Raw genomic sequence first — 25,770 nt, forward strand, 5'->3', positions numbered from 1 at the left:
GTAACGAGTTGTCACGAAGTAATTACGGGCTTTGCGTCAGTTTTTGCAGCGCTTCGAGGTCCTGGATCACCAGGCGGTGGGCGTCCTTGCGCACGATGCCCTGCTGCGCCAGCGCCAGCAGCGCGCGGGTGACGGTCTCGCGGCTGGTGTTGATCATGTTGGCGATGTCCTGGTGGGTCGGCAGGTTGTCCAGGGCGCCGCCGTCGGGCGCGCTTTTCTGCATCAGCAACAGATAGGTGTAGATGCGGCGCGAGGTGTTGTTGATGCTCAACAGCGAGCGGAATTCCGAGTCGCGCTGGATTTTCTGCGCCAGGTAGCGCAGCATCTGGTTGGCCACCGACGGCGCGTGCGAGAACAGGTGCAGCGCCGTGCCGGCCGGCAGGAAAGCGACCACGGCGTCGCTCATGGCCACCACCGAGGCCGAGCGGGTGGTATTGTTGATCAGCGCGATCTCGCCGAAGAAGTCGCCCGGCGCCAGCATGCGCAGGCCGACGGCGCGCCCGTCCTCGGTGATGTCGACCACCTGCAACTGGCCGCCGAGCAGGAACAGCAGGCCGTCGCCGCTGCCGCCCTTGTGCAGCACCACTTCGCGTTTGGTGTACTGGCGGAAACGGATATCGCTCTTGACGCGCCCCATCTCCAGCTCCGACAACTCGGCCAGCAGGGGGATTTTGCGCAGGTGGACGTTGAACTGCCGCTGTTCCGGCGTTTGTTCCGCCGCCGCGTCCGGCGCCGGGTCCTGGTCGTTCGACATCATTGTTATTTCCTAAAACTAATCAAGGCGGTGCAATACGCTTGCTGCACAGTATGCCACGTTCATCACGCGGGGCGGCGGGCAGGGCGGTTAAGGTAACTGCCACTGCCAGCTCAATTGTAACTGCCGGTCATTGTATCGAAACAACGCGATGTTTTCCTTGTTCTGCACCACGCGGGCGTCGAGGATGATCGCCTGGCGCGCCGACAGCGGATAGCTCAGCGAACCGCGCCAGACCTGGGTCGCCTGGTCGCGCACGATGTCGATGAAGCCCGGCGAATACGGTTGATCGCCGTTCCAGTTCTGGCGCGAGTAGGCCAGCTCGCCGATGGCGTTGGCCGGCAGGTTGCGCCGCCAGCTCAGGTTGGTGAGCCAGCCGCGGCGGTCGCCGCCGGGGCGCTCGCCGCTGGCCTTGTCCACCAGGTAGCCGGCGCTGCCGCTGATGTAGTTGTTGCCCGCGCGGTAAGTCAACTGGCCGCGCAGCTCGCCGGTGTCGGAGTCGAAGTTGCTCAGCGTGCGGTAATCGGCGCGGGTGACGGCCGTGCTCAGGTTGAATTTGACGCCGCTCGGCAGCGGCAACGGCGGTTCGACCCGCAGCTGCAGCTGGACCTGCTCCTGGTACAGGTGCCCGCCCAGCGAGATCACGCCGACCAGCGCGCTGGTGCGCCAGGTCCAGTCGCCCGAGCGCCACGGGCTGTCGACGCCGGCGAACAGGTAGGCGCTGTCGTAGTCGTTGAGGCGGTCGTGGCGGCGCGCCTGGACCTGCAAGGTGCCGACGGTGCCGTTGGGGCTGAGGTCGCGCCAGTAGTCGGCCGACACGCTCAGGTAGCTGTCGCGCATCGGCCGGAACTCGTCGGTGACCGGCAGGTCGACCGGCAGTCCGGCGGTCGCGCCGGTGGCGTTGGTGCCCTGGTTGACGTTGCTGCTGGTGCCGCGCGCGCTGGTGATCGAGAACTGGCTCAGCGCCTGCCACTCGTTGCACTTGCTGGCGCGCGCCTCGGCGATCAATTCGAGGATGGACGGCGGCGGCGCGAAGACGCGCTCGATGTGGCGGAACATGCGCTCGGCCTCGGCCTGGTTGCCCAGGCCGCACTGGATCAGCGCCAGGTCGAGCCAGGCGCCGGCGTGCAGCGCCTCGCGGCTGACCACGCGCTCGAGCGTCTCCTTGGCGTCCTGCTTGCGGCCCTCGGCGATCGATTGCAGCGCTTCGCGGTACAGCAGCTGGGTTTCGTCGGGGTCCGGCGCCGCTTCGGCCCCGATGGGCGTGGACGCGGCCGGTTCCGTCGCCGCTGCGTCGGCCGGCGCGGCCTGGGGCGCCACGGGCGCGCCTTCCTGGGCGGCGGCAGCCGTGGCCGTGGCGGCCAAGGCCAGCAGCAGCGCCAGCGCCGGCGCGCGCAGCAGGGAACGAACGGCCGTCATGCGGCCGATCCGGCCCGGTCCAGCGGCGGCGAGGGGTGCGTCGGGGCGGTCTTGATTGCTACATCCATGTCCGGTTCGAACGTAAAAAGTGTGGTCGGTTTTTCCTTGCCACGCAAATAACGCTCACCCAGCAGGACGAATTGGTGGCGGCGCGCGCGCTCGACCGTGCCCGTGCCGATGATCACATCGTGCGGAAAGTCCCGCGCCGCGCTCTCGAGCCGCGACGCCGTGTTGACGCTGTCGCCGACCGCAGTATATATGCTTCGGAACGAAGTGCCAAAATCGCCCGCCATCGCCGGTCCGCTCTCGATGCCGATGCGCACCCGCAGCGGACGCCCGCCCGCGCCCGCCCGCCGCGCGCTCAGGGCCGCGACCCGCGCCACGATGCCGCGCGCCGCCTCCAGCGCCAGATCGGCGTGGTCGGCGTTGGGCAGCGGCGCGCCCCAGAACGCCACCAGCCCGTCGCCGGTGTATTTGTCCAGGGTGCCGCCGAGGGCGATGACGGGGCCGGTCAGGCAATCGAGGAAGTCGCGCGTGAGCGCGGCCGCCTCTTCGACCGGCAAGCTTTCGACGTGGTTGGTGTAGCCCTCCATGTCGGCGATCAGCGTGGTCACCTCGAGCAGGCGCGGCTTGAGCGGGTCGTCTATGTCGCTGCGCAACAACTCGGCGACCACCTCGGGCGCCACGTACTGGCGCAGGGTGTCGAGCAGGCGGCGCGAGTTGCGCTGCGACTGTTGCCACTGGTAGGGCACGGCCACGGCCAGCAGGAACAGGTTGGTCGCCAGCGGCGCGGTGGCCACCAGTTGCGGGTCGTGGCCGATGGCGACGTAGGCGAACGCCAGCCAGCCCAGCGACAGCGCCGCCAGCAGCGCCACGCTGGAGACGGCCGACAGGCGCGGAAACGCCAGCGCGCCCAGCAGCGCGGCGGCGGCCGCGAACACGCAGGCGACGGCCGTGCCCGGCCACGGCGCCGGCGCCGTGCCGGCCTGGATATCCAATAAGGTCGACAGCATGGCCGCCTGGACGCCCAGTCCCGGACGGCTGCCGCCGAGCGGGGTGGCGACGCGGTCGCCCTGGCCCAGCGAACTGGAGCCGACGATGACGAGGCGGCCGCGGAAGGCGTCGGACGCGTATTGCTGCTTGAGGATTTCGGCGGCGGTGGCGACCGTGTAGGCGCTCCAGTCGCGCGTGTAGCCGACCCGCATCTGCGCCGGCAGCGGGCGCGGCAAGGCCGGCGCGCCGGCGCAGCAGTCGATCAGCGCCAGGGTCAGCGCCGGGTAGTACTTGCCTTCGAAGCTGGTCATCAGCGGCACCCGGCGCAGCACGCCGTCGGCGTCGGGAATGAAACCGATGTTGCCGGTCTTGGCGGCGCCGGCCAGGCCGGCGTGGATGCCGATGTAGCCGGTTGCGGGCACGGCCGCAGGGGCGGGGACGACGGTTTTACTCAGCGCGCCGCCCAGTTCGCCCTCGCGCAACGGCGCCGGGCGGTTGCGCTGGAAGTCGAACGCCTGCGCCAGCACCACCGGGCCGTGCTGCGAGAGCATGGCCAGGCGGGCGTCGCCGCCGGCGTCGGCCGGGTCGGGGAACACGATGTCGAGCGCCACCCCGCGCGCGCCGTAGTGGCCGAGCAAGGTTTCCACCAATTCGGCGATGCGCGCGCGCGGCCACGGCCATGGTCCCAGCTCGGCCGTGCTGCTTTCGTCGATGTCCACCACCAGCACGCGCGGCTCCGGAGTGTGGCGCTGTTGCAACGTGAGGAAGGTATCCCGCAGCCATTCGTTGCCGAAATACGACACTGTCTGGCTGGGCGCCCACGCCGTGACCAGCGTTAGCAGGAAGGCAAGGCAGGCGATCAGGGAACGGATCAAGGGGGAAGTCCTAAAAACGGCGCCCGGCACCGGGGGAAATGTGGCAATACGTGATACTGGGCAACGATTATAGCGTGTGGACGGAGCGGGGAGCCATATTGCTACAAAATGTAAGGCCCCGATGTTGCCTAGTTGATTCCGCTAGAATGTGACTGTCGTCACTGCAACTTCGTTGCCGAGGGCGATAATCGGGGTCAGTTACCAGGAGTAAGTCATGTTGCGTAGTGTCTGTGTTTTCGCCGCCTTGTTGGCCGCACAATTTGCCCATGCCGGGGAAGCCGGCAAGGTCATTTTTGTCGCGGGCAAGGCCCAGATCGTCGATCGTCCCGCCACCTTGGGCCTGGGCGTGCAGGAGGGCGAGCTGATGAAAACCGGGGCTGACGGCTTCATCTATATAAAGACGGTCGACAACGGCCTGTTCATCCTGCGTCCGAACTCGTCGGCGCGCATCGCCACCTACCAGGTCGACAGCGCCAATCCCGAAAAGACCCAGGTCAAGCTTGAGTTGCTCAGCGGCGTGGCCCGCGCCAAGTCGGGCGACGCGGTCAAGGCCGCGCGCCAGAACTTCCGCTTCAACACGCCGGTGGCCGCGATCGGCGTGCGCGGCACCGATTTCACCGTCTTCACCGACCAGAACGAAACGCGCGTCGCCGTCATCAGCGGCGGCGTGGTGGTCAGCGGCTTCGGCGCCGGCTGCACGCCGGACGGCGGCGGGCCGTGCGAGGGCAAGGCCAGTGTCGAACTGTTCGCCGCCCAGCGTGGCAAGTTGCTGCAGGTGCAACGCGGCAGCGCGACGCCGACCCTGGTGCCGGCCGGACTGTTGTCGCCCGACAACGTTTCGCCGGGCCGCCCGGACGAGCCCACGGCCAAGGCCGGCGGCATCGGCGTGCTGCCGCTAGTGCTCAATCTGGATGCGCAAAAAGGTAACACGCTCAAGGTCGTTGCCGAACAGAACGCGGCCGAGGTGCCCACTGTCACCGCGCCGGCCGAGCCGCCGGTGGTGAATCCCGAATTGCCCGTGACGCCGCCGCCGCTGGTGGTGGTGCCGCCGGTCGTGACGCCGGAAGTTGCTCCAAGCGGTATTGTGTGGGGGCGCTGGCAGGCACTGGCGAGCACCCCGGCCAAATTCAGTTTGATTAATCAAAAAGCCAAATCGGAGTTAATCGCTGTAAACGGCAATTACGCGTTGTTCCGCACGCCGGGCAGCGACTACGTGGCGGCGGAAAAGGGGAATATCGCTTTTAAGCTGCAAGAGAGCGAGGCCTTTGTCACCACCACCGGTGCAGCGGGCATCAAAACGTTTAGCCAGGCGGCGATATTGGGTGGTAAGCTCGCGGTCGATTTCGGTACCCGTACCTACGCCACTAATTTGGACATGACGAGCAATGCCGATAAATTCACCATGCGCTCGAACGGCCTGGTTACTTCCGATGGCCGCATATTCGGTAATGGCGTCACAGGCGCTGGCGTCATGAACGTACAGGGATTGCTCAGCAATGAGAATGGCGGCTCTGCAGCGTATATTTTCGACGGCAGGTTGGATGACAAGCGCACTGTCAACGGCGCCGCTTATTGGCGCAAATAGCTGATACTTTTATCTGATAACCCACGCCGCGTGAATAAGCACGGTGTCGAAAAATGCCATCAAGTTAAGCCTTGGTGGCATTTTTGCATTATGGCCGGTCCATGCTGCGCATATGGTTATTCGATATCTGACTGATAGCCAAGGGGCATGCTGCTGAATAAAAAGGCAGTAAGGCTTGTGGATTTTACAAACTGGCGCTTATGTACCATAATTCATCGCCTTTAATTTTCGCTAATAACATCTTTGATTGAAAGAATTGTGCTTTTTGTGACGCCCGTCACATTTTTCAACAATTCGTTCTGTCATGATTCGGAACGTTGGGCTGCAGGACACATACCGTGTAGCTGCATAACAGATGATTAACTGATCACTACGATCTTTTCAGGAGCAATAAATGGCAACTACCTTCACCACCGAACTGCAAAAGCTGTACGTCGCGTACTTCAACCGTCCTGCAGATCCAGCTGGTTTGGAATTCTGGAACACCGCCGTGACCAACGCTGGTGGTAGCACCGCAGCCGCTTCGGCCGCCTTCGCTGCTTCGGCTGAGTACAAAGCCATCTACAGCGGCATGTCGAACACCCAGATCATCACCCAGGTGTACCAGAACCTGTTCGGCCACGCTCCTGATCCAGTCGGCCGTACCTTCTGGGTCAAAGCCCTGGACGACAAGATTTTCACCATCGACCAAATCGTTGCTGAAGTCGCAAACGGCGCCCAAGGCACCGACAAAACCGCGTTCGCCAACAAAACCACCGCTGCTGCCGCTTTCACCGCCGCAGTTGACACCGACGCTGAAAAAGCCGCCTACACCGGTACCGACGCTAACAACGCCGCTAAAGCCTTTATCGCCAAAATCACGACCGACGCATCGCTGGCTACCGAACTGACCCCAGCTGCCCTGGACGCAACCGTTGCTAGCGTTGTTAAAGCTGGCACCGCATTCACCCTGGCCGGCGGCCTGGCCGATCTGGACGCAGCTAACGCAGCTGTTACCACCTACCTGAAAAATCTGGACCTGGACGACGACGCAACCACCCCAGCTACCCGTGCAGAAATCATCACCGAACTGAGCGATGCAACTGCCGCTGTTGTTGCTCTGGTTCCAGATTATGCCACCGGTACCGCAGGTGTTAAAGCAGCTGTTCTGGCCGACGCACAAGTTGACGCTGATAAAGCTGTTACCGACAAGCAAGTTGCTTACAACGATGCAGTGAAGGCTGCTGGTGCAGCTGCTGGCCTGACCAGCGCGATCACCGCTGAAACCGCAGCCGCTGCGACCGTTACCGCTGCGACCAAGGCCGAAGTGGTCACCCTCGCCGCTCAGAACGCTGCTGAAATTTCGTACGAGACGCTGAATTCGACCGTGGCCGTTCCTGTCACCATCACCATCGCGTCCGACGGCACCGTAGCTGGCTTGCTGAAACTGAACACTGCCGGCACCCTGGTGCTGGAAACCGGCGTCACCGAAGCTAAAAACCCAGGCGTGACCGCTCTGCTGGCCGCTGTTAAGGCTGAGCTGACCGCAACTAAAGTTGTGACCGCTGCTACCGATGCACACGCTATCGCCCAACTGGATGTCAACATCCGTGACAGCGCTGGCGGTGCTGAAGTAACGGCCCTGGGTACCCTGGGTGCCGCATTTGACGCAGCTCGCAAGCCAGCAATCCCTGCTGCTCCGACCGCTGCTGAAGTTCAGACCGAAATCCTGACCCTGAAAGGCCTGCTGGCTGCTGCTGCTCCAGCTGACCAAGCTGCCGCCCAGACCAAACTGACCGACTTTGAAGCCGCAGTGGCGACCTTCAACACCGCCAACGCCAACCCACTGGCTACTGCTGTGAAGACCGCACAAACCGATCTGGACGCCGCAATCAAAGGCGTGAACGATCTGGCAGAAGCTGTTATCGATCTGAACACCGCTAACACCCACACCAACACGCTGGCTACCCTGGACGCAGCTGTTGTTGCTGCTCAAGGCGCGTTCGCAGACCACGACTTCAAAGCACCAGTAACCCTGACCGCCTTTGCTGCTGGCACCGCTGGTTCGGACATCTTCCTGGTAGGCGATGCAGTTTCGACCATCGCTAACTTCGCTCTGCAAGGTGATGACGTTCTGTACGTTGGTAAAGACTTCACCTACAACAACGGCGCGCTGAACACCGGCAACAACGCAGTTCTGGAAGTCTTCATGATCCAGAACGGCGCTAACACTGTTGTTCACCTGGAAACCAAAGCGTTCGGTTCGAACTCGGCCGCTGAAGCTGAAATCCAAATCACCCTGACCGGCGTGAACGCTGCCGATCTGGTCTTCACCAACGGCATCATCTCCCACGTTTAATTACCTGGTGATGTAGCCTCCATCTGGCCGGATCTTCGGCCAGACTGGCGAAACCCCTCTGCCTTAGGTAGAGGGGTTTTTTTTTGAGGCGGAAATGGTCATAGGGAACTTTAATTTCTCCCCAAGACTTATTGTCCTGCTTATTTTTTGTGCGAATAGGCAAAATTTTGTGATGGGGATCACATTTTTTGGTGTTTATGAGAGATAATGTTGCATATTCTGAGAAGCCGCAGCTATGGCGCTCCAGACAACATGCCCAGCCAGGCGGCTGGCATTACCTCCATGAATAGCCAAATGAAAAACAAATTGCAAAAAGTCCGCAACGAGATTGAACTAGCGCTTGCCAGCTTTAAGAGTGTCTTCATCACGATAGGCGTGTTCAGCGCGATCACCAACATGCTGATGCTGGTGCCGTCGATCTACATGCTGCAGGTGTACGACCGCGTCCTTGGCAGCAAGAACGAAATCACCCTGCTGATGCTGACCCTGATGATGCTGGGTGCCTACCTGGTCATGTCGTCACTTGAACTGATGCGTAGTTTCGTGCTGGTGCGTGTGGGCGCCAAGTTCGACATGCAGCTCAACAAGCGCGTCTACACTGCCGCGTTTCAGCAAAACCTGACGCTCGCCGGCGGCAACGCCGGCCAGTCGCTCAATGACCTGACCACCGTACGCCAGTTCCTCACCGGCAATGCGCTGTTCGCCTTCTTCGACGCGCCGTGGTTTCCCGTCTACCTGATCGTCATTTTCCTGTTCGAGCCAACCTTGGGCCTGTTCGCTCTGGGGGGGACCTCCATCCTGATCGTGCTCGCATATGTCAACGAGCGTGTGTCGCACAAGCCATTGGCCGAGGCGAATGCCATGGCGATTTCCGCATCGACGTTGGCCACCAACAACCTGCGCAACGCCGAAGTGATCGAATCGATGGGTATGCTGCCTAACCTGATGGGGCGTTGGTTCAAGCTGCACACCAAATTCCTGTCGTTGCAGGCAGAGGCTAGCCAGAAGGCCGGCACGGTGGGTGCCATCACCAAGTTTGTGCAAGTATCGCAACAGTCGCTGGTGCTCGGTTTCGGCGCCTTGCTGGTATTGGACAACAAGATCTCCCCGGGCATGATGATTGCCGCCTCGATTCTTGTGGGCCGCGCGTTGGCGCCGGTGCAGCAGGTGATCGGCGTTTGGAAGACCTGGAGTACCACCCGTAGCGCCTATGAACGGCTAACCGGCTTGCTGGAAAACAACCCTGCCCGTGACATGGGCATGCGCTTGCCCGCGCCGTTGGGGGCGATTCAGGTCGAGAACGTCACGGCGGCGCCACCCGGCGTCAAGATGCCGGTCGTCAAAGGTTTGAGTTTTAGCATAGTGCCTGGCGACGTGCTGGGGATTCTGGGCGCCAGCGGCTCTGGCAAATCCACGCTGGCCCGTCTGCTGGTCGGCGTGTGGCCGACTATCAACGGCAAGGTGCGCCTGGATGGCGCGGACATCCACCAGTGGGACAAGGCCGAGTTGGGGCCGTACGTGGGCTATCTGCCGCAAGACATCGAACTGTTCGCCGGCACCGTCAGTGAGAACATTGCCCGCTTCGGCCAGATCGATGCGGAAAAAGTGGTGCTGGCGGCGATGCGAGCTGGCGTGCACGAGATGATCCTGCGGCTTCCGCAAGGGTACGATACGATGCTGGGCGACGCCGGCGCGGGATTGTCCGGTGGACAGAAGCAGCGTCTCGGCTTGGCGCGCGCGATGTACGGCGACCCGTCGCTGATCGTACTCGACGAACCGAACTCGAACCTCGATGACGGCGGCGAAGCGGCACTGATGCAGGCGATTCTGGACCTGCGCAAGCGCGGCAAGACCATCATCATCATCACACACCGCACGACGGCAATCGGCATCACCAATAAATTGCTGTTGATGCGCGACGGCGTCGGCCAGATGTTCGGCCCGAGCGAGCAGGTGATCGCGGCGCTGAAAGAGGCCAACGAGAAAGCGGCAAAGGCCCAACTGCAAACGCAGGCGGCACAGAACACGGCAGCTGCGGCGCCGCAGGCGACGTTGGCGCAAGGCCCGGCTGCCGCTGCCGCTGCGGAGCAGGAAACCATCGCAGCAACGACTGAGCAAGGCAAGTAAATGACGAACGCGATAACGAAAAAAGAAGAAGTCTCCGACGTGGTGGTGCGTGACATCGAGCCCATGTTGGTCAATACCGATGCCCGCGTGTACGCGCGCATCGGCTGGCTCATCGTCCTGCTCGGCATGGGCGGGTTCCTGCTGTGGGCTTTCCTGGCGCCGCTCGACAAAGGTGTGCCAATGTCGGGCACGGTGGCCAAGGCGTCGAACCGTCAGGCGGTCCAGCACCAAATGGGCGGCACCGTGCGCGAGTTGTTGGTGCGCGACGGCGATGTGGTGAAGGCCGGCCAGGTTTTGCTGCGGATGGACAGTGTGCTGGCCAAGTCGCAGTCCGACATCTCGCGTGCCCAGTATCTGACGGCACGTGCTACCGAAGCGCGGTTGATGGCCGAGCGCGACGGCAAGAGCGCGGTGACGTTTTCGGAGGAGTTGCTGGCGCTGAAGAACGAGCCACGCGCGGCCGAGATCATGAACCTGCAGAGCCAGCTGTTCTCCTCGCGTACGACGTCTTTACGCAACGAGCTGTCGGCGATCGACCAGAACATTGCCGGCCTTAAGGCACTGGTAGCGGGTACCAAGGAATCGCGCGACAGCAAGAAACAGCAGATGAACCTGTTGAAGGAGCAGCTTGACGGGATGCGCGACTTGGCCAAAGAAGGCTACGTCGCCCGCAACCGCCTGCTCGACCTGGAGCGTACCTACGCCCAGATCGGCGGCTCGGTGTCCGAGGATATCGGCATGATCGGTCGCTCGCAGAGCCAGATCATGGAACTGACGCTGCGCCGCAGCCAGCGGCAACAGGATTACCAAAAAGAAGTGCGCACCAGTTTGAGCGACGTACAGAAAGAAGCCGAGTCGCTTGCAGCTCGTCTGACGGCGCAAGACTATGAGCTGGCTAACGTCGAGGTCAAGGCGCCTGTCAGCGGCACCGTCGTCGGCTCGGCCGTATTTACTCAGGGCGCCGTCGTAGCGCCGGGCTACAAACTGATGGACATCGTCCCGAGCGACGATCCGCTGGTGGTCGAAGGCCAATTGCCGGTGCATCTGGTGGACAAGGTCCACGCCGGCTTGCCGGTGGAACTCATGTTCTCGGCATTTAACTCGAACCGCACGCCGCATATTCCCGGTCAGGTGGAACGAGTTTCGGCCGATCGCTTCGTTGACGAGCGCACCGGCGTGCCGACCTATCACGTGCGGGTCAAGGTCACGCCTGAAGGCGCCAAGCTCATCGCCAGCCACAAGCTGGTGATCCAATCCGGTATGCCGGTGGAAGTTTTCGTCAAGACCGGCGAGCGCTCGATGATGAGCTACCTGTTGAAACCGCTGGCCGACCGCGCCAAGTCGTCCCTGAGCGAGGAATAATTGATGAAGTTGAAACCACTGGCTTTGGCCGCGCTGCTGGGGCTGATGGCCTCGGCCGCGCAGGCGTTGACCTTGCAGGAAGCCTATCAGGCGGCGTTGCAGAACGACCCGCAGTACCGTATGAGTTTTTACGATAATGAGAACGGCAAAGAGTACGCCAACGTTGGTCGGTCTAATCTGTTACCGCAGTTATCCGCCAGCTATAGCGCGAGCCGCAACATCGTCGATCAGACCCAGCACACCGGTGGCAGGGATTTCTTTAGCCAACCGCGCTATATCAGCCGCTCGGCCGCCGTGCAGGTGCGCCAGACGCTGTTCAACCTGGACGCGTACGCGCGCTACCGCCAGGGTCTGGCGCAGACCAAGGAATCGGCCGCGCGCTTCGAGTACAACTCGGCGGACGTGATCGTGCGGGTTGTCAGCGCCTATGCAGACGCGCTGTACGCCAGCGATCAGCTCAAACTGATCGAGGCGCAGCGCGACGCCTATCTGGAGCACATGCGCGTCAATAAACGCCTGTTTGAAAAAGGCGAGGGCACAAAAACCGACATGCTGGAAGTACAAGCGCGTTTAGACCTTGCCGAGGCGCAGGTGATCGAGGGGCGTGACGCCGTCAAGGCGTCGCTGGAAACGCTTCAAGGCGTGGTCGGCATGCCGGTCGATCGGTTGACCGAGCTGTCGCCGAATTTCCGCGTGCTGCCGCTGGAACCGGCCAGTTTCGAGGATTGGCGCAGGGTGGCGCTGGAATCGAATCCGGAGCTTAAGTCGGCCCGGGCCACGATCGAAGTGCAGCAGCAGGAAGTGCGCAAGGCCTATGCGGGCCACGCGCCGCGCGTCGATGTGGTCGGCACCTACAGCAGGGACGATGCGGCCTCGATCAGCACCTACCAGCAGGATACGGTCAATCGCGCCGTCGGTATCCAGATTAACATTCCGCTGTACTCGGGCGGCCAGGTCAGCGCGGTCGCGCGCCAGGCCGTGGCCACGCGCGAGCGCGCCCGTTCGGACCTCGATGCGCGCACCAACAAGGTGCTCGTGGAATTGCGCAAGGCGCACAGCATCGTGCTGAGCAGCGTTGCCAAGGTCGATGCGCTGGAAAAAGCGGTGGCCTCCGGGACGCTGCTGGTGAAGGCGACCGAGCAAAGCATCAAGGGCGGCGTGCGCATCAATCTCGACTTGCTTAACGCCCAGCAGCAGCTGGTGACGAGCCAGCGCGATCTGGCGCAGGCGCGCTACAGCTATCTGATCGGGTTGATGCGGGTGAAGGCGGCGTCGGGCACTTTGACGGCGGCCGACATTTACGATTTATCCCGTTACTTCCAATAAGCGGGCAGGGCGGGCATTTCGCGGATAGGACATCGGCGAAATGCCGCGCAAACACGTAGGGCGGATTAGCGCAGCGTAATCCGCCAATGCGTGCGCCGCCGGAAGTTCAAGCGGTTACGTGCTTGCCGTAGCAATGCGGGCACGACTTCTCGTACACATACTCCGGCGACAACTGCTGGCGCGGCGTGACCACGGCGCGGCAGACGAAGCACTGCACCGTCTCGGTCGGCTCCAGCTTGGGGTTGAGCGCGGTGCGGTAGTCGAACACGAAGCAGTCGCCCGTGTAGTGGGCGCCGCCGACCTCCTCGAAGTACTTCAGGATGCCGCCCTCGAGCTGGTAGACGCTGTCGTAGCCGATGTTCTGCATGTGGATCGCCGCTTTTTCGCAGCGGATGCCGCCGGTGCAGAAGGTCACCACGGTCTTGCCGTCGAAGTCGGGCTTGTGCGCGGCGATCACTTCCGGGAACTCGGTGAACTTGGTGATGCGGTAGTCGACCGTGTTGTCGAAGGTGCCGACGTCGACCTCGAAGTCGTTGCGGGTGTCGACCATGACCACCGGCTTGCCGTTGTCGTCGACGCCGGTGTCGAGCCAGCGCTTGAGCGTGTGGGCGTCGACGAACGGCGCGCGGCCTTCCTCGGGCTTGATCAGCGGCATGCGCATGGTGATGATTTCTTTTTTGATCTTGACCAGCATGCGCTTGTGCGACTGCTCGACCGAGTAGCTTTCCTTCACTTCGAGGTCGGCGAAGCGGGCGTCGGCGCGCACCCAGGCCAGATACTCGTCGATGTGCGAGCGCGGGCCGGAGAGGAACATATTGATGCCCTCCGGCGTGAGCAGGATGGTGCCCTTGAGGCCGAGCCGCTTGCAGATGTCCTGGTACAGCGGACGCATCTCTTCGGTGTTGTCGAAGGTGACGAACTTGTAGGCGGCGATATTGACGTGGGCGGCAGCGGCTGCGATGGCGGCGGCATGCGCTTCAGCTTGTAAAGCGGTATTAGCGAGCATGATGGATGGGATCAAAAAAACGGAAGAGCCGATATTATACGCGTTTTCTTTTGCTTATTAAATAGGCAGGCGGTCCGTCGAAAATGCTAAGATGGTTACTACAAATGTAGCAAGGAGGCATTATGGCGAACAGTACATCGATTCGTATTGATCAGGAGTTATACGAGCAGGCGAAGCAGGATGCCGCCGCTGAGCATCGGTCGATCTCGGGGCAGATCGAATTTTGGGCGCGGGTTGGCAGAGCGGCGCTGGACAACCCCGACTTGCCCGTCGGCTTCATCGCCGAGTCCTTGGCATCGCTGGCCGAACCTCGTGAATTGGCGCAGCCGTTCGTGCCGCGTGCCGACCGGGTTAAGTAATGTGGCAAGTTCGGCAGACCAGACGATTTGGCCGACAATATAAAAAATTGCAAGCCAACGTCGCGGCTGATGTGGACGCTGCCATTGCCTCGGTGCAGGCCGATCCGCACGCTGTCGTAATCCAGCAATCAGATTCCTCGCTCCAGCCGCGTGCGCTGTAAAATAGCCGGTTATTGAACCAGCGGTGGGCAGCATATGAACATGGTAGCAAACGAACAAGTAGTGGCGCCGGATGAAGGCGTCGTGGCCCCGGTCGGCCCGGCCTTCGTCCACCTGCGGGTGCACTCGGAGTATTCGATCGTCGACGGCCTGGTGCGCATCGACGACCTGGTCGGCGCCGCCGCCAAGGACAAGCAGGCGGCGCTGGCCGTCACCGACCTGTCCAACATGTTCGGCATGGTCAAGTTCTACAAGAGCGCGCGCGGCAAGGGCATCAAGCCGGTCATCGGCGTCGACGTCTGGATCACCAACGACGACAACCGCGACAAGCCGTCGCGCCTGATGCTGTTCGCCAAAAACCGCATGGGCTACCTGCAGCTGTGCGAACTGCTGTCGACCGCCTGGCTGACCAACCAGTACAAGGGCCGCGCCGAGATCCGCACCGAGTGGCTGGCCGAGCTGGCGTCGAAAACCTACGAGCTGCTGCCCGAGGATAATCCGGCCAACGGCCTGATCGCGCTGTCCGGCGCCCACTTCGGCGACGTCGGCATCGCCATCGAAAACGGCAACCCGGCGCTGGCCGAAAAGAACGCGCAGAAGTGGGCGGCGATCTTCCCCGGCCATTTCTACATCGAGATCCAGCGCGCCGGCCAGGCCAACCAGGAAACGCAGGTGCGCCATTCGGTGGCGCTGGCGGCCAAACTGGGCCTGCCGGTGGTGGCCACGCACCCGGTGCAGTTCATCTCCGGCGACGAGTACATCGCCCACGAGGCGCGCACCTGTATCGCCGAAGGCGAGATGCTGGCCAATAACAAGCGCGTGCGCCGGTTCAACGAGAACATGCGCTTCCTGTCGCAGGCCGAGATGCGCGAGCTGTTCGCCGACCTGCCGGCGGCGCTGCAAAACTCGGTGGAAATCGCCAAGCGCTGCAACCTGACCCTGGTGCTGGGCAAGCCGCAGCTGCCGAACTTCCCGACCCCGCCGGGCATGACGATCGACGAGTTCCTGGTGGCCGAATCGAAGGCCGGCCTGGAAAAGCGCCTGATCCACCTGTACCCGGACCCGGAGCGGCGCGAGAAGGAGCGGCCGCGCTACGAGGCGCGCCTGAAGTTCGAGACCGATACCATCTGCAACATGAAGTTCCCCGGCTACTTCCTGATCGTGGCGGAGTTCATCCAGTGGGCCAAGGAGAACGGCGTGCCGGTCGGCCCTGGCCGCGGTTCGGGCGCGGGTTCGCTGGTCGCCTATTCGCTGCTGATCACCGATCTGGACCCGCTGAAATACAACCTGCTGTTCGAGCGCTTCCTGAATCCAGAACGTGTCTCGATGCCCGACTTCGACATCGACTTTTGCCAGGAGGGGCGCGACCGCGTCATCCAGCACGTCAAGGATTTGTACGGCAAGGAGGCGGTCTCGCAGATCGCCACCTTCGGTACCATGGCGGCCAAGGGCGCGATCCGCGACGTCGGCCGCGTGATGGACTTCGGTTATAACTTCTGCGACGGCGTCTCCAAGCTGATTCCGTTCAAGCCGGGCAAGCCGGTGTCGATCGCCGAGGCGATCGAGGAGGAGCCGATGCTCAAGGAGCGCCAGCAGAACGAGGAGGAGGTGGCGCAGCTGCTCGATCTGGCGCAGCAGGTCGAGGGCATCACCCGCAACATCGGCATGCACGCCGGTGGCGTGTTGATCGCGCCGGGCAAGCTGACCGACTTCTGCCCGCTGTATACGCAGGGCGGCGACGGCGGCGTGGTGTCGCAGTACGACAAGGACGACGTGGAGGCCGTGGGCCTGGTCAAGTTCGACTTTTTGGGCTTGACCACGTTGACGATCCTGGACCGCGCGGTGCGCTACATCAAGGCGCTCGATCCGAAGGAGGCCGAGTTCGACCTGGCGCGCCTGCCGCTGAACGACCGGCCGTCCTACGAGCTGCTGACCAAGGCCAAGACGGTCGCCGTCTTCCAGCTGGAGTCGCGCGGCATGCAGGGCATGTTGAAGGACGCGCGTCCCGACCGTTTCGAGGACATCATCGCGCTGGTGGCGTTGTACCGTCCGGGCCCGATGGACCTGATCCCCGACTTCTGCAAACGTAAGCACGGCGAAAAGTTCGACTATCCCGATCCGCGCACCGAATCCATTCTGTCCGAAACCTACGGCATCATGGTGTATCAGGAGCAGGTGATGCAGATGGCGCAGATCGTCGGCGGCTACTCGCTGGGCGGCGCCGACATGCTGCGCCGTGCGATGGGTAAGAAGAAGGCCGAGGAGATGGCCGAGCACCGCGAGATCTTCCGCGCCGGCGCCGCCAAGGACGGCCTGACCGCGCAGAAGGCCGACGAGATCTTCGACTTGATGGAGAAGTTCGCGGGCTACGGCTTCAACAAGTCGCACGCCGCCGCCTACGCGCTGCTGTCCTACCACACCGCCTATCTGAAGGCGCACCACCCGGCCGCGTTCATGGCGGCCAACATGTCGCTGGCGATGGACGACACCGAGAAGGTCAAGATCCTGGTCGAGGATTCGATCGACATCTGCGGGCTGACCATCCTCCCGCCGGACATCAACAAGTCCGACTACCGCTTCATGCCCGACGGCCCGCCGCCGTCGGTGACCGGCAAGAAGGTCACGCAGATCCGCTACGGCCTGGGCGCCGTCAAGGGTTCGGGCCAGAGCGCGATCGAGGCGATCATCGCCGCGCGCACCGCCGGCGGACCGTTCACCAGCCTGTTCGACTTCTGCAAGCGGGTCGACAAGAAGCAGATCAACCGCCGCACCATCGAATCGCTGATCCGTTCGGGCGCCTTCGATTGCCTCAACATCGACCGCGCGATTTTGCTGGCGTCGGTCGGCTTCGCGATGGAGTGCGCCGACCAGGAAGCCAAGGCGGCCAACCAGGTCAGCCTGTTCGGCGGCGACGACAGCGATCTGGTGGCGCCACCGGAGTATGTGAAGTGTGCGCCGTTCACCGACCGCCAGAAGCTGGCCGAGGAAAAGATCGCGCTGGGCTTCTATTTGTCGGGCCACATGTTCGATTCGTTCGCGCCGGAGGCGCGGCGCTTCGCCCGCACCAAGCTGGCCGAGTTGGAGCCGTCGCGCGAGCCGCGCATGCTGTGCGGCGTGATCACCGGCATTCGGCCGCAGATGACGCAGCGCGGCAAGATACTGATCGTCACCCTGGACGACAAGACGGCGGTGGTCGAAGTGACCGTGTATTCCGAGGTGTTCGAAGAGAACAAGCGCATGTTCAAGGACGACGAATTCCTGGCCGTCGTCGGCAAGGTGTCCGAGGACCGCTTCTCCGGCGGGCTGCGGATTTCGGCCGAGCGGGTGTTCGACATCGTCACCGCGCGGATCAATTACGGCAAGCAGCTGGCGTTGTCGTTGCCGACCACTGTCGACGCCAAGAAGATGGCCGAGTTGCTGGCGCCGCACCGCATGGCCGATGGCCTGCCGGTGGCGATGAAAGTCGCGCCGCAGGGCGTCAAGTGCGTGTTGCAGCTGGGGGAGGGCTGGCGCGTGGCGCCGTCGGACGATTTGCAGCTGGCGCTCAAGCAGGGCCTGGGCGCGAGCGAAGTGGAAATCGAGTATTAAGAAGCTCAACCCGCAAACCCGACCCGATGGGGTCTGACCCCACGGGGTCAGACCCCGGTGTGCCCGGGGTGCGGGTTAAAAATATCAGAGTTGTTCGTTCAAGCTGGTGATCGCGTAGCCCTTGGCGCCGATCTGCTCCAGCGGGTGCACGATGTGATAGCGCGGCAAATCGTCGCTGTCGTCGTCGACCTCCACCTTCTGCGCCTCGGGCTGCCAGTCGGTATTGGTCGCTTCCTCGGGAATCGGCTTTCCTTCCGGCACGGCTAGATAGCTGTGCTTCCCTTGTGCTTCATCTCGGCAATAAATATCCACACGCATGACATTTCCTCCTCGGACGAAAAAGTCATAGTACCGGATTTTGATTTGCCGGCGCGCACGCCGTTCAGGCGGCGGCCTGGGCCGCCTCTTCGCGCCATCCCTGGACGATGTCGAACACCTGCTGCGGCGCGATCGCCAGCATGCAGGTGCAGCGCGCCGGGTCGGCGCAATGGCCGCAGGCCTGCGCCGTGACCAGGTTGTGCGCGCGCGGACCGATGGCGGCCCAGCGCGACGGGTCGATGGGTTTCAGCGGCGGGAACAGGCCCACCACCGGGCGGCCCAGCGCGGCGGCCAGGTGCAGCGGCCCGGTGCCGCTGGCGATCAGGCCGTCGCAACCGCCGATCAGCGCCGTGAAGCCCTCCAGGTCGAGGCGGCCGCACATGTTTTCCACGTTGGGCAGCGCCAGCAACGCCGGCGCCTGCTTGGCCAGCAGTTCGCCCTCGGCGGCGCTGCCGGTGACCAGCACCCGCACGCCGTGCCCGGCCGCGCCCAGCATGCGCGCCAGCGTGGTGTAGTGTTCGAGCGGCCATTCGCGGCCGTTGCCGTTGGATTTGGGATGCAGGATCAGCTTGAAGCCGGGGCCGGCCAGCACGGCGTCGGCGGCCGGGTGGCGCGGCGTCGCCAGGCCGTACAGCTTCCACACCTGTTCCAGGGTCGGCACGTAGTCGATGCCCAGCGGCAGCAGCAGCTTGAAGCTGAGCTGGGCCTCGTGCAGCGGCGTTTTCTTGGCGCTGATGTTGATCAGGCGGTTGGCCGTGAACCAGTGGTAGACGCGGCGGCTGCTGCCGACGCGGCGCTCGATGCCGGCGCGCAGCGCGGCGATGGCCAGGTGGCGGCGCGGGAAGGCGAACAGCACGGTGTCGCACTCGGCGCGCGCCATGGCGCCGGCCTGGTCGTCGCCGAGCTCCTCGAGCGTGAGCACGCGGTCGACGTGGCGGCACTGGGCGACGACGGCGGCGGCGTAGCGGCGGCACAGGAAGACGATTTCGGCCTGCGGGTAAATTTGTTTGAGGTAGCCGGCCAGCGACAAGGTCAGCACCACGTCGCCGATGTTGTCGGTGCGCGTGATCATGATGCGGCGCGGCGGCGTATTGTGCCGCGCCGCCAGGCACAGGCCGCTCAGGCTGCCCACCAGCATCACGTAGAACGGTTCGGGCGCCAGCGCCAGCGGCATCGCGCCGTCCAGGCTGAAGCCGACGAAGGCGGCCACCAGCACCAGGCCGGCCAGCGCCAGCGGATGCTGGCCGCGGTCCGGGCGGCGCAATTGAACGATGAAGTGGCATAGCGGCGCCAGGTACAACAGCAGCAGCACGGCGCTGTCGAGCACGGTGCCGGCGGCCAGGTAGCGCTGCACTTCCTCGAAGGCGGCGCCGATGCGCCCGGCCATGCCGACGGCCGGCATCACGCAGGCGATCACCAGCGCCAGGCCGCACAGCGCCAACAGGCGGCGGTCGGCCAGGGAGCGCGCGTACACGAGCAAGGGAATCAGCGCCAGCGCCAGTGCCAGCCAGCCGTGGGCGCCCCCCAGCAGTGACGCGGCCATGCCGAACAGCATCGCCAGCACGGGCAGCCAGGCCAGGCGCGTGTCGCGCAGCGCGCCCAGGCCGCACAAGCCCATCAGGCCGCAGGCCAATGCCAGGTCGCCGTAGTTCAGTGCGTGGAGGGGCAGGCCCGCGCCCCGCTCCGGCAGGTGGTAAAACGCCAGCAGCGCGGCCAGCACGCCGGCCGCGCACAGGCCGGTCCAAAGCTGGCGCGCGCGGGGGCGCAGGTGGTAGGTGATGCCGATGCTGGCCAGCCCGAGCAGCGCGAGCGCCGGCGCGCCCGTTGCCGTCCAGGCTTGCCCCGGCGCCGCGCGCAGCACCGAGACGGCGAACCAGGCGTAGAAGGCGACAAGCAGGCCGGCGAGCTCGACGCCATGGCGCCGGTAGACCGGCAGGATTGGACGCGCGCGCAGCAGGAAGATTGCCATGGAGACCAGCACCAGCGTCACGTGCGCCGCGCCGACGCCGACGCCGGCCGCCAGCGCCAGCGCGGGCAGCGCGAACAACAATGCGGAAGCGAACGGGCTGCCTGTCTCGGGTAGCGGCAGCGAGTTACTGGCAGTATTCATGGGCGCGAGGGTGGGTGGCGGCGGGCCGGGACGGTATCAGCGGAACAGTTCGATTATAACAGTTCATTGCGGCATTATCTGGCCTGCGGCGAGGGGCGCCGGCTCCTGTTGTTCCCGCAATCCGCGCACCGCCCAGGTGCAGCGTTCGGCCGCGCGCTGGAGCACCAGCGCGCGGTTGCTGCGGGCCTGGTCGCGGGCGTTCTCGCGATGCCACAGGTGGAACACTTCGGTGGCGAAGGCGCCGTCTTTGCGCATCACGCCGGCGTTGAACAGGCGCATCACCAGATCGGCGTCCTCGTGGCCCCAGCCGAGGAAGCTCTCGTCGAAGCCGTTGACCAGCTCAAGGTCGGCGCGCCAGACGCCCAGGTTGCAGCTCTTGATGCGGCGCCAGGTGAAGCGCTTGCTGGTGCGCTGCCAGTCGGGCAAGGTCACCATCAGCTGCACCACCTTATTGAGGTCGCCGCCCAGGCGCCAGCGCAGCTTCTGGGCCACGCCCAGGCGCTGCAGGTCGAGGTGCTGTTCCAGCGTGCGGCGGGTGGCCGCCTCGCTCAGCAGGACGCGGCTGCCCGAGACCAGGTGCCCACGTTGCGCCAGCTTTCTGTGTTGGCTGATAAAATTTCGCTGCGGTACGCAGTCGCCGTCGAGAAAGATGATGTAATTGCCCTTGGCGGCCAGCGTGCCGAGGTTGCGGGCGCGGGCGGCGCGAAATCCCTTGTCCTCCTGCCACACGTGGCGCAGCGGCAGCGGCGCGCGCGCCTGCAGCGCGGCCACGGCCTGGCGTGTGTTGTGGCCCGAGCCGTCATCAGCGATAATGATTTCGTACCCCAGGTCGGACTGCGCGAAGCACGCGTCGACCACGGCCGTGAGCGCATCGGGCCGGTTGTAGGTGGTGATGATGAGTGAAATATTGACGGCTGACATGTAATGAGCGCTACGAAATGCCCTGTAGTAATAATATCTAAAAATGAATGAATAATACCTTAACCAAGTTCTCCGTCGGCACTGTCTTTATCCACAGCCTGGTCTTTTGTTTGCCTTTTCTGGTCTTGATCACCAACTTTGGCGTGGGCTTGTGCAGCGTCGGGTTTTTGGTCGTGGCACTCTACCACTGGCGCCGGGCGACGCCAGCCTTGTTACCTCATGTTACTGAGATTCGTGGTGTTTTGATAGCGTTCGGTGTCTTCCTGTTGCTGGCGGCGGTGGCCGCCGCCGGGGTCGACGGCCGCACCCGCAACCTGGAAAAACCGTTGCGCATGCTCATCGCGGCCAGCGCCATGCTGACCGTGCTGGTGTGCCGCCCCAGCCGCAAGGCGCTGTGGTGGGGACTGATCGCCGGCGCGTTCGCCGGCGCCGCGTTCATCGCCTACCAGCGCTGGGGCCTGGGGATGGAACGCCCGGGCGGCTTGATCAACGCCATCACCTTCGGCGACCTGATGCTGTGCATGGGCTTGCTGTGCCTGGCCGGCACCCTCGATTTCGCCGGCCGCAGCGCCATCTGGCCCGGCCTGGGCGCGCTGGCCGGCCTGCTCGGGTCGGTCGCCACCGGCACGCGCGGCGGCTGGGTCGCCATCCTGTTCTCGATGCTGCTGTTTGCGCGCTACGGCCACGTGCTGCGCGGACGCCTGCGCAAGGGCCTGGCGCTGGTGGGATTGGGATTGCTGGTGAGCACCTATTTTATTCCGCAAACGGGCGCACGCGACCGCCTCGACCAGGGCATCAGCGACGTGCGCCAGTATGTCGACGGCGAGCAGCGCTACACCAACGTCGGCGTGCGGCTCGAGCTGTGGCGCACGGCGCTGCGCGTGATCGAGCGCAACCCGCTGATGGGCGCGAGCGAGCGCGATGTCAGGCAGCAGCTCGAGCACATGGTCGAGACCGGCCAGAGCCGGGCTTTCGTGCTGGAGTTCGAGCATTTCCATAACGATATTCTGCAGCAAACGGTCTACGGCGGCGTCATCGGCTTGCTGGCGTGGCTGGCCACCTTGTTCGTGCCCTTCCTGTTCTTTCTGCGGCAGATGCGCCATCCCGGCGTGGCGGCGCCGGCGCTGGCCGGCATGCTGCTGACGCTCTGTTATTTCAGCTTCGGCCTGACGGAGGTGATCTTCTGGTCGACGCGCGCCGCGATGTTCTACGCGCTGATGCTGTTCGTGCTGATCGGCTTTTGCCTGGGCGGCAGGCCGGTGGCGCCATCGGCGCGGACGGCGCCATGAGCGCGCCGCGCATCCTGGTCATCTCCCCCAACTGGATCGGCGACGCGGTGATGGCGCAGCCCTTGCTGCAATTGCTGCGCGCGGCCTACCCCGGATTGCCCATCGATGTGCTGGCGCCGCCGGCGGTGTCGCCGGTGTGGCGGCAGATGGCAGAGGTCGACGAGGTGCTGGAGACGCCGTTCCGCCACGGCGCGCTGCAGCTGCGCGAGCGCTGGAAGTACGCGCGGCTGCTGCGCCGGCGCGGCTACGAGCAAGCCTATGTGCTGCCCAATACCATTAAATATGCGCTGATCCCGTGGCTGGCCGGCATCAAGCGGCGGGTCGGCTACAAGGGCGAGAGCCGGCACGGCCTGATCAACGTCATGCACCATGACGAGACGCCGCCGCGCCCGATGGTGGCGTTCTACGCGGCGCTGGCCGGCGCCCCGCTGGCGCAGGGTGCGGTCCAGGGCGAGGCGTTCCGCGCCGCGCTGCCGCGTCCGCGCCTGGTGGCCAGCCCCGCGCAGATCGCCGCCGTCTGCGCGCGCACCGGCATCGATCCGGCGCGGCCGCTGGTGGCGTTCGCGCCGGGCGCCGAATTTGGCGGCGCCAAGCGCTGGCCGGCGCGCCATTTCGCCGGCCTGGGCCAGGCCATCCTGATCAACGACCCGTCCACTCAGATCGCCTTGCTCGGTTCGCCGAAGGACAAGGAGGCGTGCGCCGAGGTGGCGGCCGCCATGCCCGCCGGCGCGGCCGTGTTCAACCTGGCCGGCGCCACCAGCCTGGCCGAGGCGATCGCGCTGATCGCGCGCGCGTCGGCGGTGGTGGCCAACGATTCGGGCCTGCTGCATATCGCCTCGGCGCTGAACCGGCCGGTGGTGGCCTTGTACGGCCCGACCGATCCGGACCACGCGCCGCCGTTCTCGGACATGGCCGCGTCGATCTCGCTGCGGTTGGATTGTTCGCCGTGCAAGCAGCGCGAGTGTCCGCTCGGGCACCAGAACTGCATGGTGCAGATGGCGCCGGAGCTGGTGTGGAATAGCTTGCGGCCCATGCTGGGGTGAGCCTGGAGGCAACCGTTAACCCGCACGGCGGCAAAAAGGGGTCGTACCCTTCCGGGTACGACCCCGGCGTCAGGGGTGCGGGTTGAACCGCTTGCTCAATCCGTGACCGGATAATTGAACCGGCTGACCACGCCGCTCGGGGTGGTGACGGTGATGGTCAGCGCGCCCGAGCGCACCGGGTTCGTGCACAGCAGGCTGGAAGCGTCCTGGCCGGCATCGCTGATCAACGAGACGCTGTAGGTCCACGCCGCCGAGTCGGCCGAATTCGTGTTTTGCACCGTGTAGCTGGGGATGCCCGTCACCAGGCCGTTGCTGGCGGCGAAGGTGATCACGGTGCCGGCCGGCAGCGGATTGCCCGGGCGGTCGAACAACCACAGGGGATCGCCCGCGTGCGCAGAGCGCTGGTTGCCGGCGAACACGGTCGGATTGTCGTCGCGGATGGCGAACTGGTAGCTGCGCGGCACGTTGTCGAATCTGGTGCCGGTCACGCACTGCGCCAGCGCCAAAGTGCCGATGGTCGGCGCGCCGTTGGCCGCCTCGTTCAGCAGCGAGACATTGGCCGTGCTGTTGGACAACACCATCACCATCCCTTGTCGCACGTTCACCGTGTTGGCGCCGCCGGTGTTGACGTTCGGTGTGGCCTGCAGCACGCCGTTGTAGGCGCCGTTGCCGGCCTGGTTCCAGCCGCCGTTGCCGTTCGAATCGATGTATTGCTCGCCGGTGGCGCGCACCGCGTTGCCGCTCTTCCAGATGTCGTCGCCGAAGTTGGCGTTCGCGTCGGTCACGGCGCGGTCGTTGCGGAACGGCTCGCCCAGATCCGTATAGCTTTCGCCGCTGTCGAACAGGTTGTTGCCGTTGGCGTCGATGAAGCTTTCCTCGCCCAGCGCGTAGGCCAGGATGGTGACGCGGCCGTCGGCCGGACGCGGGTTGCCGGCGCAGTAGCGCACCGTGCATTCGCCTGGCGTGCCCTTTTGCGTGATGACGGTGCCGTCGGTCAAAGTGGTGCTGGTCAGGCCGGTCAGGCAGGAGGCGTCGATGGAGCCGCCCTCGGCGGTGAAGCTGACGGCCGTGCCGTCCGGCGCCGGATTGCGGAAATGATCGGCCAAGCGGGCGGTGACGAGCGTGCCGGCCGGCGCCGGGCAACCGTTGAACTGGCCGCCTTCGAGGTTCTTGACCACGGCGCTGAGGCTGAAGCTGTTTTGTTCCGGCACGCCGGTCGACACCACCAGCTGGTCCGACAGCGTGCTCAGGCTGGTGCCCGGCAGGCTGGCCGTCACCCGCACCGGCGTGTTGACGGTGCCGGCGGCCACCGTGGTGGTCACCAGGCCGTTGGCGCCGGTCGTGCCGCTGGCTGGATTGAGCGTCAGGCCGCCGGCGGTGGTGTTGAGCGAGAAGTTGACCGCCTGGCCGGCCACCGGGTTGCCGCTGCGGTCGAGCACCTTGAAGGTGATGGTCGCGCTTTCCTGGCGGCCGGCGCCGCCGCTGCCCTTGAGCGCGATGTTCTGGGGCAGCGCCGACACGAACGCCAACTGGCCGGCGCTGGCCGGTTGCACCGTCAGGCTGGCGCTGCTGCTGATCGGGTTGCCGTTGAAGGTGAAGCTGGCGGTGACCACGTCCACGCCGCCGCAGCCGAGGTCGGTGTAGGAGGTGCTGGCCACGCCGTTGACTGTGGTCACCGGCGAAGCGATGCGCGCCTTGCCGTTGGTCACGCATGGCGACGTGAACGCGACCGACTGCGCCGGCGCGTACGGCGTGCCGCCGTTGAGCACGGTGGCCGTCAGGCTGGCGGTGCCGCCGGCGGCCAGGGTGGTGGGAGCGGCCACCGGCGCGCCCAGGGTCAGCTGCGGCACCTGCACGGAATAGGCGGCGTTGCCGGTCACGGTCGCGTTGGCCACGGTGGCGGTGGCGCTGACGCCGAAGGCGCCGGACACGCTGCCGGCCGCCAGGGTGATGCTGGCTTTGCCGCTGGCGTCGGTGATGGCGCTGCCGCTGGCCGGCGTGAACACGCCGGTCTTGTCGGTGCTGGTGAAGGTGACCAGCGCGTTGGGGACGGCCAGGCCGGCGGCGTTCCTGAGCGTGGCGGTGACGGTGGCGCCGCGCTCGGGCGTGACGCTGGCGACGGCGGCCCCTGAGCTGTCGGTCAATGCCAGCGTGACGGCGGCCGCGCCGGTGGCCGGCGAGCCGGGAGTGGTGCCGCA

General features: G+C 64.6%; 17 protein-coding genes. 9 read left to right on the top strand and 8 right to left on the bottom strand.

Annotation, left to right across the window (positions count from 1 at the left end):
* Nucleotides 1-22: 22 nt before the first annotated feature.
* From NHH88_06940 to NHH88_06950, 3 genes are all read right to left on the bottom strand, one after another.
* Nucleotides 23-757 (bottom strand): Crp/Fnr family transcriptional regulator, encoded by a 735-nt coding sequence (locus NHH88_06940; GenBank protein USX15511.1) that lies wholly within the window; start codon nucleotides 755-757, stop codon nucleotides 23-25.
* Between the two features lie 87 nt (nucleotides 758-844).
* A complete protein-coding gene (locus tag NHH88_06945) occupies nucleotides 845-2,173 on the bottom strand; it encodes a tetratricopeptide repeat protein (GenBank protein USX15512.1) in 1,329 nt (442 codons plus the stop codon).
* The gene (locus tag NHH88_06950) at nucleotides 2,170-4,041 is read right to left on the bottom strand and encodes an adenylate/guanylate cyclase domain-containing protein (protein ID USX15513.1); all 1,872 of its coding nucleotides are present in this window, start codon (nucleotides 4,039-4,041) and stop codon (nucleotides 2,170-2,172) included. The genes NHH88_06945 and NHH88_06950 overlap by 4 nt, the downstream gene beginning before the upstream one ends.
* Nucleotides 4,042-4,255: 214 nt before the next feature.
* Between NHH88_06950 and NHH88_06955 the strand changes: the two genes are divergently transcribed.
* From NHH88_06955 to NHH88_06975, 5 genes are all read left to right on the top strand, one after another.
* Nucleotides 4,256-5,626 carry a FecR family protein gene (locus NHH88_06955; protein ID USX15514.1) on the top strand — a complete coding sequence of 457 codons (1,371 nt, stop codon included), beginning with the start codon at nucleotides 4,256-4,258 and terminating at the stop codon, nucleotides 5,624-5,626.
* 394 nt (nucleotides 5,627-6,020) lie between these two features.
* Nucleotides 6,021-7,964 (top strand): DUF4214 domain-containing protein, encoded by a 1,944-nt coding sequence (locus tag NHH88_06960; GenBank protein ID USX15515.1) that lies wholly within the window; start codon nucleotides 6,021-6,023, stop codon nucleotides 7,962-7,964.
* Nucleotides 7,965-8,258: 294 nt separating this feature from the next.
* Nucleotides 8,259-10,091 carry a type I secretion system permease/ATPase gene (locus NHH88_06965; GenBank protein USX15516.1) on the top strand — a complete coding sequence of 611 codons (1,833 nt, stop codon included), beginning with the start codon at nucleotides 8,259-8,261 and terminating at the stop codon, nucleotides 10,089-10,091.
* On the top strand, nucleotides 10,092-11,453 hold the full coding sequence (locus tag NHH88_06970) for an HlyD family type I secretion periplasmic adaptor subunit (GenBank protein ID USX15517.1): 1,362 nt from the start codon (nucleotides 10,092-10,094) through the stop codon (nucleotides 11,451-11,453).
* A gap of 3 nt (nucleotides 11,454-11,456) precedes the next feature.
* A complete protein-coding gene (locus NHH88_06975) occupies nucleotides 11,457-12,779 on the top strand; it encodes a TolC family outer membrane protein (GenBank protein ID USX15518.1) in 1,323 nt (440 codons plus the stop codon).
* Nucleotides 12,780-12,885: 106 nt separating this feature from the next.
* On the opposite strand, the gene NHH88_06980 is transcribed toward NHH88_06975, so the two are convergent.
* A complete protein-coding gene (locus NHH88_06980) occupies nucleotides 12,886-13,785 on the bottom strand; it encodes a sulfurtransferase (protein USX15519.1) in 900 nt (299 codons plus the stop codon).
* Nucleotides 13,786-13,907: 122 nt separating this feature from the next.
* Between NHH88_06980 and NHH88_06985 the strand changes: the two genes are divergently transcribed.
* Both NHH88_06985 and dnaE read left to right on the top strand, forming a co-directional pair.
* A complete protein-coding gene (locus tag NHH88_06985; GenBank protein USX15520.1) occupies nucleotides 13,908-14,144 on the top strand; it encodes a ParD-like family protein in 237 nt (78 codons plus the stop codon).
* Between the two features lie 195 nt (nucleotides 14,145-14,339).
* Entirely contained in the window at nucleotides 14,340-17,891 is a 3,552-nt protein-coding gene (gene dnaE, locus NHH88_06990; GenBank protein USX15521.1) for a DNA polymerase III subunit alpha, read from the top strand.
* Nucleotides 17,892-17,975: 84 nt separating this feature from the next.
* Here dnaE and NHH88_06995 read toward each other — a convergent pair whose 3' ends face one another.
* The 3 genes from NHH88_06995 to NHH88_07005 all read right to left on the bottom strand — a co-directional run bounded on the left by NHH88_06995 (nucleotide 17,976) and on the right by NHH88_07005 (nucleotide 21,240).
* Entirely contained in the window at nucleotides 17,976-18,209 is a 234-nt protein-coding gene (locus tag NHH88_06995) for a DUF6139 family protein (protein USX15522.1), read from the bottom strand.
* A gap of 64 nt (nucleotides 18,210-18,273) precedes the next feature.
* Nucleotides 18,274-20,319, bottom strand: coding sequence for a glycosyltransferase family 9 protein (locus tag NHH88_07000; GenBank protein USX15523.1), 2,046 nt, complete (start codon nucleotides 20,317-20,319; stop codon nucleotides 18,274-18,276).
* Nucleotides 20,320-20,382: 63 nt separating this feature from the next.
* Nucleotides 20,383-21,240, bottom strand: coding sequence for a glycosyltransferase family 2 protein (locus NHH88_07005; GenBank protein USX15524.1), 858 nt, complete (start codon nucleotides 21,238-21,240; stop codon nucleotides 20,383-20,385).
* A gap of 242 nt (nucleotides 21,241-21,482) precedes the next feature.
* Between NHH88_07005 and NHH88_07010 the strand changes: the two genes are divergently transcribed.
* Both NHH88_07010 and waaF read left to right on the top strand, forming a co-directional pair.
* The gene (locus NHH88_07010) at nucleotides 21,483-22,529 is read left to right on the top strand and encodes an O-antigen ligase family protein (protein ID USX15525.1); all 1,047 of its coding nucleotides are present in this window, start codon (nucleotides 21,483-21,485) and stop codon (nucleotides 22,527-22,529) included.
* On the top strand, nucleotides 22,526-23,572 hold the full coding sequence (gene waaF, locus NHH88_07015) for a lipopolysaccharide heptosyltransferase II (protein USX15526.1): 1,047 nt from the start codon (nucleotides 22,526-22,528) through the stop codon (nucleotides 23,570-23,572). Before NHH88_07010 ends, waaF begins: the two co-directional genes overlap by 4 nt.
* 95 nt (nucleotides 23,573-23,667) lie before the next feature.
* Here waaF and NHH88_07020 read toward each other — a convergent pair whose 3' ends face one another.
* Entirely contained in the window at nucleotides 23,668-25,503 is a 1,836-nt protein-coding gene (locus tag NHH88_07020) for an Ig-like domain-containing protein (protein ID USX17285.1), read from the bottom strand.
* Nucleotides 25,504-25,770 lie beyond the last annotated feature (267 nt).

It is taken from the genome of Oxalobacteraceae bacterium OTU3CAMAD1 (assembly GCA_024123915.1).
Lineage (GTDB): Bacteria > Pseudomonadota > Gammaproteobacteria > Burkholderiales > Burkholderiaceae_D > Rugamonas.